At 30.9% G+C, this 10059-nt stretch carries 11 protein-coding genes; 1 reads left to right on the forward strand and 10 read right to left on the reverse strand.

The features are described 5' to 3' along the window. Window positions 1–8: 8 nt before the first annotated feature. The 9 genes from ACTB0X_RS15925 to ACTB0X_RS15965 all read right to left on the reverse strand — a co-directional run bounded on the left by ACTB0X_RS15925 (window position 9) and on the right by ACTB0X_RS15965 (window position 9249). Window positions 9–971, reverse strand: coding sequence for a serine hydrolase (locus ACTB0X_RS15925; RefSeq protein WP_463026026.1), 963 nt, complete (start codon window positions 969–971; stop codon window positions 9–11). A 299-nt stretch (window positions 972–1270) separates the two neighbouring features. After that, entirely contained in the window at window positions 1271–1660 is a 390-nt protein-coding gene (locus ACTB0X_RS15930) for a DUF1398 domain-containing protein (RefSeq protein WP_463026027.1), read from the reverse strand. Between the two features lie 93 nt (window positions 1661–1753). Then, on the reverse strand, window positions 1754–2518 hold the full coding sequence (locus tag ACTB0X_RS15935; RefSeq protein ID WP_463026028.1) for a helix-turn-helix domain-containing protein: 765 nt from the start codon (window positions 2516–2518) through the stop codon (window positions 1754–1756). 153 nt (window positions 2519–2671) lie between these two features. Then, window positions 2672–3361 (reverse strand): DUF2711 family protein, encoded by a 690-nt coding sequence (locus tag ACTB0X_RS15940; RefSeq protein WP_463026029.1) that lies wholly within the window; start codon window positions 3359–3361, stop codon window positions 2672–2674. 134 nt (window positions 3362–3495) lie between these two features. Beyond that, window positions 3496–4059, reverse strand: a complete 564-nt coding sequence (locus ACTB0X_RS15945; RefSeq protein ID WP_463026030.1) for a hypothetical protein — start codon at window positions 4057–4059, stop codon at window positions 3496–3498. Between the two features lie 349 nt (window positions 4060–4408). After that, on the reverse strand, window positions 4409–5137 hold the full coding sequence (locus tag ACTB0X_RS15950; RefSeq protein ID WP_463026031.1) for a hypothetical protein: 729 nt from the start codon (window positions 5135–5137) through the stop codon (window positions 4409–4411). Between the two features lie 72 nt (window positions 5138–5209). Continuing rightward, window positions 5210–6382, reverse strand: coding sequence for a hypothetical protein (locus tag ACTB0X_RS15955; protein ID WP_463026032.1), 1173 nt, complete (start codon window positions 6380–6382; stop codon window positions 5210–5212). A 216-nt stretch (window positions 6383–6598) separates the two neighbouring features. Further along, window positions 6599–8281, reverse strand: coding sequence for an ATP-binding protein (locus ACTB0X_RS15960; protein ID WP_463026033.1), 1683 nt, complete (start codon window positions 8279–8281; stop codon window positions 6599–6601). 2 nt (window positions 8282–8283) lie between these two features. Further along, complete coding sequence (locus ACTB0X_RS15965; RefSeq protein ID WP_463026034.1) at window positions 8284–9249, reverse strand: SIR2 family protein; 966 nt, start codon at window positions 9247–9249, stop codon at window positions 8284–8286. 232 nt (window positions 9250–9481) lie between these two features. Here ACTB0X_RS15965 and ACTB0X_RS15970 point away from each other — a divergent pair, with 232 nt between their 5' ends. Continuing rightward, window positions 9482–9619: a hypothetical protein gene (locus ACTB0X_RS15970; RefSeq protein WP_463026035.1), complete on the forward strand. Its 138-nt coding sequence runs from the start codon at window positions 9482–9484 to the stop codon at window positions 9617–9619. 56 nt (window positions 9620–9675) lie between these two features. Here ACTB0X_RS15970 and ACTB0X_RS15975 read toward each other — a convergent pair. Continuing rightward, the coding region (locus ACTB0X_RS15975) for a hypothetical protein (RefSeq protein WP_463026036.1) at window positions 9676–10059 on the reverse strand (384 nt) is incomplete at its 5' end.

The following is a 10059-nucleotide window of genomic DNA, read 5'->3' on the forward strand; positions in this document are numbered from 1 at the left end:
TTTGTTTCTTATTGTGCTGCAGTGTGACTCGCTATTTTTAATGCTTTTTCAATTGGATTGACCAACTGTCTGATAATTTGTTCTCCATTTTTATCGTCAATCAATGCCACTAAAATATACCGTCTTTTTCCATCTTCCCACACCAAAATAGAATCGGCATGAAAAGTAGACCAAGAACCTGATTTGCGATACAATTTCGCTTTAGGCGCAATTTTTTCGATTGAATTTACAAATTTATGGTGAATTTCAGGCTTTTCCATATAGGACAACATTTGGATTGAACGCTCCTTATTGACCATTCTTCCAAAAGCTAAATCATAGTAAAACCGACATACTTGATCCACTGTAGCCGCATGGCTAATTCCTTTTAAAGGTTCGGGTTCTCTTTTTCCAGAAGCAGCATAACGTTTTCCAACCCACAATCCACCACCGTTAGATTTGTCATAATATTTGTAGTCTGGATCTTGCATAACCGCCGCAATCTTTTCAAAACCCAATAGGTCAATAACACGAGTGGTCGCCGCATTATTACTTTTGCTAATCATAATTCTTAAATCAGCTCTTAATTCCTTCGTGTCTTCGATTTCATTTTTTTCCAAGGCATCCATGGCAGCCAATAGCACCGCAATTTTTGGTAAGCTGGCAGCATACATCATGTTTTTGCCATTAATAGCCGCGTACTTTATGTTCTCAATGTCATATAAATCAACCACTCCAAACGACATCTTTTTGTTTTTGACCAATTCGGCCCATTTGGGATTTTTCTTAACAATTTGCTGTAGAGCGGCTTGAAGTGCATCATCTTTTGTTTCCATTAATGGAACAAAGTAACTATCGTCCAATGGCAACGATAATTTTTCATTGTCTACTATTTCAGTAGAATCAGATTGATTGTTTTTACTTTCTGCACACCCAGCAAAAAGAGCTAAAAAGCTGATTAATAAAACGAATTTGCATTTACTTTGATTCATCTTTCGTAGAATTTGGTGTGTGTATTAGTGAGCGAAAGTACACTATTTTGGAATACACCAATTTATTTTACTGATTCAAGCAATTAAAGTGTAACGTATTTTAAACGAATGGTTTGATTCGATTAATTTAAGTTTTAAATGAATGTAAAATGTTATTTTTTGTAAATTTTTTAGTAATTCGTCAAGGGGTAGTAGTTGAAAAGTAGGCGATTTCGAATTTTTGAGCCTATGATGATTCTATCTCAAATTAAAGAGGAAATGGTTTGTTTTTTAGCTGAGTGCTTTGTAGTTGGCAGTTTTTATTGTGGTATCTGTTCTACCAAAATTTCATTTCCTGCTTTGTCAAAGTATATGCAAGTCATTTTGTCCATACAAATCTCCCATTTTTCAATCCCTGTTTCTGCACACATTTTTATAAATGTAAGATAGTCAGTTTTTCCATGTTGATGGGCTAATAATTCTGCTTTAAATTCTTCCGTTTTTGGACTTTTGGCAATTACCAACATTTCATATTTGGCTGGAACTGTTGCTGTATAATCTTTCCCACTGTGATAGTTGATATGTCCATCGGTTACATAAGCTTCATAGTGTGTTACGCCTAATGCCTTAATTTCCTTGATGTAAGAAGGAAAGTCAGCACCTGATTTCACTTTGCTGTGAGCCGTTTTGATTTGTTCTACTGTAAACATAGTTGCTTTGTTCAAATGTTATTAATGATTTGTTTCAATTTCAATGCAAAGTTGCAAAGATGAAAAAATCTGTAATTGTAAAAAATCGTTTTTTTACAAAAATCGTTTAAAATTTTCAGGAGTATCGCCCGTAAATTGTTTGAAATCTTTGATAAAATGAGCTTGGTCGTAAAAATTGTTTTTGTAACAGATTTCTGTCAGCGTTTTGGTTTCGTTCAGATTGTCAAGAACTGAATTGAACCGAACAATAGAAGCAAATTTTTTGGCTGTTGTTCCTACTACTTTTCTAAACCGCTTTTCTAATGGACTTTGGCTGATAAATAATTTTTGGTTCAAATCCTTTATACGTATTGTGCCATTAGTTTGATAGATGAGTTTAACTGCTTCCACAATTAATTTGTCGGTTTGAATGTCTTTGAATTGAGATACTAAAAACAGCTCAATGATTTTTATTCTTTGCTTGTCTGAAGTTGCGATTGTCAATTTTTCTTCTACTTCGGATACATTTTTTTTGTCGAAAATATCGTCAAGTGAAAGGCTTAAATTAAAAAGTTCATCCGCAGGATTGGAAGCAAAATGCGTAAAGCCAATTTCGGTAAAGTAAACCAATATTGTACCTATGTCTGCCGAATTTTTGAAGATCTTGTAACCATCAGTAATTCCTGTAATTCCTGCCGAATTCAGTTTGTTTTCAGTGTTGTCTTTTATAGTTGAAAGTTGTCCTTTGTATTGAAAACCAATAACAAGTCCCGAAGATGGAAAAACCTTGTATTCATTTTCCAATTCATTTTCCGACACTACAAAATATTTGATGTAGGGTTTTAGTCTTTCAGTTGGAAAATGTTTGTCAAATTTCATTGTTTTGTCTGTTGGTAAGGTGTTTCGTCTAATTGCCTACATTTAGTAGTTGAAAATTAGGCGGTTTCGAATCTTTGAGCCTAGGAGAACTATGACTCAAATTAAGGAGGAAATTGTTTGTTTTTTTCTTCAGTTCTTTGTTATAAGTAGTTTTTATTTTTTTATACTCCAAAAGATGTCAGTGTCTTGCCTACAATAAAATCCCTCAAAATTATATTCTGAAACAATTTTTTCAACATTTTTTTTACTCGAACATAATAGTGTAAAATGACTATCCCAATGAACAGTATAAAGTATTTCGTTATTTTCAGAATAGAGGTTACGTTCTGTTGAATTTATTTCGGAGCGATTCTCAATTACATCCTGAACATTTAAACTTCTATTTTCATCTCCAAATTCATTTCCTGCAATAATTTTTTCAATCCCTATTGTAATAAATGATTGACATATTAAATCAATTATTGAATCTTCAAACATACCTTCATTTGGATGATATATTTTATGCTTTTCCGAAGTGTCATTTAGCTTTTTTAAAGCGATATTATTTTCATATTTCTTTATTAACCCTCCAGTAGAATTTCTAAGGGCAATATCCAAAGTTTCTAAATCTTTAATATTTGATAACTTGATAAATTCTTTCCAAGTGATTAATTCACAAAGTGTGGTTATTTGTTTTTTGTTGGGATATTCTGTTTTATAATTCAATTTATCTACATCTTTTATTTTACAAAATGGATGTAATATTATATAAACCGTCTCAAAATAATTCTTGTAGAAGTCAAGAATATAAATATCATCATTTGCACAAATTATATTTCTTATTGATGATTTATTATCGCTCATTTTTTTATTATGGCTAACATTCGTAAAAGATTAGTTAGGCGGTAGGTAAAGATAATGTTTGCAATTTACTATTCCGATAGCAATCGGAAAGAAAAAACTGCTTCCCTCACAATGTACTCTAGAGCATGTTTTGCTCAGTTTTTTATTCTTTTAATTAAGTATTTCCAATAGGAGTTTTCAGAACTATCTGCACTGGCCTTACTTTCCCATAATGCAAGTAAGGTATCTTTATTGAGATGTCCATTTGCTATTCTATATTCTGCCTCTCTAATAGTAAAATTGCTATCAAGAAACCTTCTTAAAATTCTTTGGAATTCTTCATCATCAAATTCTTTTTTATACACTCCCGTCTTGATCAGATCACTCAGGAGAAACTCATCTCTTTTATCAAAGATCTTCTGAAATTCTATAGAACTCACCGAATCCGAAATTATTAGAATAGAATCGTTTATAACCTCAATTGAAAATCTTTCATCATCAATTAAGATGCTGTCATTTATTAACTCATATGAAGAAACATACTGTAATTTAAATTTTCGATTAAAGGACTCTACAATACTGTCTCCAAAGTAGAATTCATAATAAACATCATCTGTAATTCTCGCCCAATTCCCACTTATGGTTTGTACAGGTTCATTTTTGCAGGATAGTAATGATGCAATTGCGAGAATTAAAACTAATAATGTCTTGATATTCATTTTTATCAATTGAGCACAATGGTTTGTTGTAAAGTAGCTAAAATTAACACTTTCAATTTACTAATTAGAAAAAACAGCTTTGCAGTTTTGTACCTTTTTCTTTTTTATGAAATCCGCCAAGCGGATTTTGTGGAGGTGTAGATAGGGGAAAAGCTAACCAAACTGCCTTATTAATAATGAGTTATGCAGCATGTTGCCATTCGTTATTGTTCTCAAACTCGGCTCTCAATCTATTAACCTCGAGTCAAATAGTCAAACAGTTATGTTAGTATGACTTTTATATGTTGTTAAATTGAAAAGCAGAAATGGGCTGATTCTATTTGATTAAAATCTACATTAATGATGTTGGTTATGATTTTTGATATCGACTTTTTACCCAAGATGAAACTTTATTTACAAAATCTGATTTTTTTAATCTTTCAGGATGACCTACTCTTAAAAACTCAGTGATGACCTCTCCTTTATCGTCAAAGAAAACCCTGTTCCATAAAGGCATTTCTTTTGCCCCAATGGTTACCTTTTTGTATTTATTTTCAATATCTTCAAAATTGTTTGATGGTTTATAATTGTCAATATAATTGTCGTAATCTGTATTTGTGTAAAATATAATTTTATTTGGTTTTAATATTTCAATTTCTTTCCAAACTACTTTTAATTTAGATAAACAACTATCCTTTGTAAACTTCTTTGTTTCATCAACAGTATGCGAATTATTACATTTTATAAGGTTCGTAAATGCAATTTTTTCTTTACCTGTTTTGATATCTCCATAAATCTCTTTTATAATTTCTCTTGTATAGCTCCAATAAGCCCAAGAATTATGAGTTAAAAGAGTATTCCCTAACTCGGTAGCATTTTGAAATAGGCCATTTACCATTGGACCGAGGTTGCTACCTCTGTGCACTTTTCCGACGAATAATATTTTGTTAGTTTCATTCTCAAATTCTTTGCCTATTTTCCAAAGGGAAATTGGTTTTGAAAAAAAAGAATCACAATTTGCTTCAATACATTTTTTACAAATACTATTTTGTCCTAATTCAATATCATTGTAAATCTTGAAAATTTTGTCTTTTGTCATTCTTTTATTTATAATCTATTAAAGGTTAATAAAATAAATTATGTTAACATATAATTAGTTATCAATATAATATTAAAGATTAGGAAAAGAGTATGCCATTATTTCAATTAAAACCTCTCTTCTTTCATCGTCTTTATGTTTGAATTTATATGAAAAGCTTGATGTATTTCTGTCTGAAACATGCTCTTTAAAATAGATAGATTTTGTAGCCTCTTCTTTAATCTTTTGAATAATATCCCCGAATTTTTTATTCTGAACAAAAAATATTAGAGCTGCCTTTGAGTCTCTCCAAGTTAAATAACCAAATAACTGTTCAATTGTTTGATGAAACTGTTCCGCACCGTGCCAAATTTTACATTCTGCTATGAACAAATTATTGCCTTCAGTAGATTTTAATATTATATCGGTTTTACCAGATTTATTGAACGATTCACCTGATGCTACAGCTGTTTCGTAACGTGATTCTAAAAAAGCTAAAGCATAATCTCTCAAATCTTCTTCACCTTTTCCGACATAGATTGAAGGTTTTTGTTCTGCACTGATATAACAACTGTGAATTGTATTTAAAACATCATTATATATTTCAATTGGTATTTTAGAAGATGGGGCTTCAACTTTTCTAATGATAGTCGGACCATTTTCAAAAAGGCTCTTTAATGCAGGTAAATCATTAGAAATTGGATTTTTAGTTTCTAATTCCTGAATTGCGGATGTATAAAAATCTAATTTTTCATCATCACTCATTGCATTTATAACATCAAAATAATAATCCTTTCTACTTATTCTATTTCCATTTTCGTTCAATTGTTCAATAAATCTTGAATATTGAGGAATTGAGTCATCTATCTCTCTTGCTAAATTTAAAAAATCTACGCCCGTCATGTAAGAATCTGTTCCACTTACATTAACAACTTTAAAAAAACGATTAAAAGCTCTTTGCCAATTTATTTCCATGTTAGGGTTAAAAATTTTTATAGTTGATTTACCATTTAGGACGAAATCTATTCCTTTTCCACTTATTCTATATTCGCACTGCCCGCTCAAAGTTGAATTGTCACGACCTCTCACAAAAATAACCAAGTCATTTTTCTCAACTTCATATTCTAATAATCTAAATTTATTTAAATTAGATTCAGAGGGTCTTTCACTTTTTTCTAGAATTGAAGCAAATGAACTTGGGAATCGAGCGTCAATTAAACCTAAAAGGAATTCGTCTATATATTTTGCTTTTTCAGTATTCGTCATTTTGCAATCAATGGTAACGTCTCGGCTATGGTTAGAAAGGGATTAAATGGAACTGACTTTTCGATTAAGCACTTAGCCAAAACTTTTTATTTTGTTTTATCTTTTTTGTTTTAAAGCCAAATCAAAAGATTTGGCGGACTTACTTTAAAATTCTAAACTTTGGGTAAGCACGAAAACCCGTATTAATTATAGCAATTGTTGTGGGTATGTGCTTTATTATTTCTGCTGTTTTCTTAAAGATATAACGGCTTGTTCAATTCCTGATTCTTTTTTCTCTTTAGTCCATTCATCCCAAAAATCAATTGTTGCACTATCTGGCTGTATTGTCGGTTTATCGATTATTACTCTACTTGGAAGTAAGCAAGCGTCCCCAACAATTAAAGCTTCACCAACATCTAAAATTGGTAACATATCTGAAAAGCCACCTAAATTATCAGGGAACAATCTTTTTATTACATTTTGATCATCTGGATTGGTTAATCTCATTGCAACAAAATTCCCACATTGACTTAATATTGTTTTATTCACATCAGAAGGTCTTTGGCTTATAACAACCAAAGAAATCCCATATTTTCGACCTTCTTTGGCAATACGCTCAAAACTTTGTAGTCCTTTTTCTTCAATACTTCCTCTAGTATTTGCAGGTATGTAGAGATGAGCCTCATCACAAAATAATGCAATTGGATGTCTTTTATCTTCTTCCATCCATTGTTGAATTGAAAAGATTAATCTACCAATTAATCCAGTTATTAGAGGTAAAATATCTGAAGGAACTTCTGAAAAATCAATAATCTTTAATCCTTTATCATTTCCAAAATCAAGTAAATTTTTAATAAGTGAATTGAACCAGTCATATTCTAGTAATTCATCTTCCGAATTAAAAATGAAATTCAATCTTTTATCTGCTTGTTTACTCTGCAATCGTTGAATAAACCGAGTAAGCTTTTTTGCCAAAGGTCCATCACGACCTGCTTTACTTGCAGAAAAATCTCTTTCAGTGTCTAATTCTTCAAGAGCTGTTAATACATCACTAATTTTATAAGGTATAGGGCTTTCCACTGTGAAATTGTTTAAAATTTCTTCTTGGTCTTCAGCTTCAAGTTTTTCTTTTTTGAATTTTATTATTAAATCAAATAAGGCTCTAGATTGATTTGGGGCATTACTATCACTCCTGTCCAACAGCATAGATTCAATCTCTTCATAGGATAATAACCAATAAGGTAAAAACATAACCTTTTCATCTGTTGGCTTATCAGAAGGTCCAGCAATTTTTAATAGAGTAGTGTTTTCTAAATTAGCTAAAGGCTTATATTCTCCATGTAAATCGAAAATAACACTATTAATAGATTTCAATTTAGTTGCTTTTTCTAAAATATTAGCAACTGTCCAAGACTTTCCTGATCCTGTACCTCCCACAATTACAGCGTGTCTTTGAAAGAATTTATTGCCATCAAGGTTTGCATCAGATTCCTCTGCAATAGTATATTTCCCGATTTTAAGTGGGTTTTCGCTATTCGATGAAATGATATTCATAAAAGCAGAAAGGTCATTTCCTTGAAGTAAAAAACAATCTGCATTTATGCTTGGTACAGTATTCAACGTTCGTTTAAAAACATTTCTTTCTACACCTAGCTTTTCAATCAAAGTTCCTACTAGATTTATCTTGATAAGGTTTTCTATTATAAAATCAGGTTCAGAGCTTTCGTCAATTTTATCGGCAACAGCTTTTCGCATTATTTTAGAAATCAAGCCAATGATTTTTTCGCCTGTTTTTGTTGAACGAATTTGAACAATTTGATTTATCTGAACATTATTCAGCAATTGTTCTTTATCAACTTTTATTGATACATTACCTGTATCAACACTTTGTACTTTTCCAATTAAAAATTCTGCTTCCATTATTATAATATTTCCATAAATTCATTCAGTTGCCAAAAATCACCATTAATAACTTCTTCCATTTGTTCTGTTGAGTTATTTTCTTTGTAAATCACTCTTGTTTTGCCTACTCCAGCTTCTTCAAATAAGATGTATTTTGAAGCATTTTTCAGTTCTTTAAATGTGTTTGGAGAAATTTCTTTTGTTATTAAAACAAGAGGTACTCCTTTTTTTATATTCGCTTCAATTCTTGGTGTTAGATGCTTATCGTTAAAGCCAAAACCTACCACAAGAAAACTTAAAGTATTATTTATCAAGATATCAGATTTTTGGATTAATTCTCTGTACGGAGGGTTGTAAGTATCTTCAAATTTGTTTTTACTTGGCACAACAATTTGAGGTATTTTATTTATTATTTCACTTGATAAGTATCTGATTTCCCCATTTACGTTAAACCAATTTAATGAACCGTGAACCTTTACAATATTGACAATATTTGTATCCTTAAAATTTGTTTCATCAAAAATCGATAAATTTTTCCCTTCAAAGCCGTCTGTGAAATCAATACAATTATAAGCTAGTATGTGCTCTAATACTCTATCATAATTAGTAGTAACTATGTTAAGTACTTTTGGATGAGCTTCAATACATTTTTCAATTAATAATTTGATGCCATTGAATACATCTGTATCATTGGTGATGATTTTTTTTAATACTAATACATCTGCGTCATTTACTTCGTCCCAAATGGTCTTTTTGATTTGAGGTAATTTTTCTTGATATTTTTCTTTGCCAAGTTCATCTTCTAAATTATCATTTGAAGTATCGAAGTCTTTTATTTCTTTTTTTAAAGATTCATTTAAATCCCACATACTTGGTAATCCAAAAGAAATTGTTGCTCCAGAGCCCCAAACAATTAGTGGAGGGGTTTTTAAAAATGTTTGCACAATCTTGAAAATCTTTTCTTGGATGTCGTCTTGTTCTTTCATTCAGGTTTCATCTGTTTTTTACATTACCCACAACAACTGTATAAGTGCTATTGTACATCTATCGCTTATAGCTTCAATTGTTTAATTTGTTTGTTACTATTTTGACTATTAGAGTTATATCCGTTTTTATCCATTTCCTCCTCGGCGGACACGAAAAAACAGATAACTATTCACCATCAATTCGTTAAATTTATTTTTTCCAAACCCGAAGATAAGTTAAAAAAGGAATAAAATGCACAGTCTGTTGAAAAGTAATGGATTAAAAAGTTTAATCACTGCCTTAACAAGTGCATCATTCTGTTTTGGCAGTAGAGTAGTGCTCGTTTATAATTCTTCTGATTCAAGCATTCTGTCGCCTATCAATGGTTAAATTAATGGGTTCAATTGGGCTATGCTTGCTTTCAGTAAGTTTCTCAACATGTTTTCTTAGGGTGTGTTGTAGCTCGTTTTTATTTTAATTTCAGCTTCTTTTAGTTTCTCGTCAAATTGATTTTTTGTCAAATGTGTCTCGTTATCAAGATTATAACTATTAAATTCATCCCAAAAATTTTGGCTATCAAAATTCGTTCTGACCTTATTGATATTATGAAGTTTTTGAGCAAATGCGAATAATTTATTTCTGTTTCTTAAAGTCTGTATATCGTCTTTTGTGTCTGACGATTTATACACTTTAATTTTCTCATGTCCTTCTCGTTTGACTAAATAATGATCCGATTTTATGAAGACTTTGACACTGTCGTCTGGTGAAAGGAAAATTGGCTTAGTCGAAAAGCTTTCCATTCCAAATTCAAGTTTTTTCGCAACGGAGTG

It is taken from the genome of Acidiluteibacter sp. (genome assembly GCF_055129545.1).

What these genes read in the sequence shown, in the direction of transcription:
- ACTB0X_RS15925 (WP_463026026.1), bottom strand. Translation starts at nt 971, where the DNA reads ATGAATCAAAGTAAATGCAAATTCGTTTTATTAATCAGCTTTTTAGCT.
- ACTB0X_RS15930 (WP_463026027.1), bottom strand. Translation starts at nt 1,660, where the DNA reads ATGTTTACAGTAGAACAAATCAAAACGGCTCACAGCAAAGTGAAATCA.
- ACTB0X_RS15935 (WP_463026028.1), bottom strand. Translation starts at nt 2,518, where the DNA reads ATGAAATTTGACAAACATTTTCCAACTGAAAGACTAAAACCCTACATC.
- ACTB0X_RS15940 (WP_463026029.1), bottom strand. Translation starts at nt 3,361, where the DNA reads ATGAGCGATAATAAATCATCAATAAGAAATATAATTTGTGCAAATGAT.
- ACTB0X_RS15945 (WP_463026030.1), bottom strand. Translation starts at nt 4,059, where the DNA reads ATGAATATCAAGACATTATTAGTTTTAATTCTCGCAATTGCATCATTA.
- ACTB0X_RS15950 (WP_463026031.1), bottom strand. Translation starts at nt 5,137, where the DNA reads ATGACAAAAGACAAAATTTTCAAGATTTACAATGATATTGAATTAGGA.
- ACTB0X_RS15955 (WP_463026032.1), bottom strand. Translation starts at nt 6,382, where the DNA reads ATGACGAATACTGAAAAAGCAAAATATATAGACGAATTCCTTTTAGGT.
- ACTB0X_RS15960 (WP_463026033.1), bottom strand. Translation starts at nt 8,281, where the DNA reads ATGGAAGCAGAATTTTTAATTGGAAAAGTACAAAGTGTTGATACAGGT.
- ACTB0X_RS15965 (WP_463026034.1), bottom strand. Translation starts at nt 9,249, where the DNA reads ATGAAAGAACAAGACGACATCCAAGAAAAGATTTTCAAGATTGTGCAA.
- ACTB0X_RS15970 (WP_463026035.1), top strand. Translation starts at nt 9,482, where the DNA reads ATGCACAGTCTGTTGAAAAGTAATGGATTAAAAAGTTTAATCACTGCC.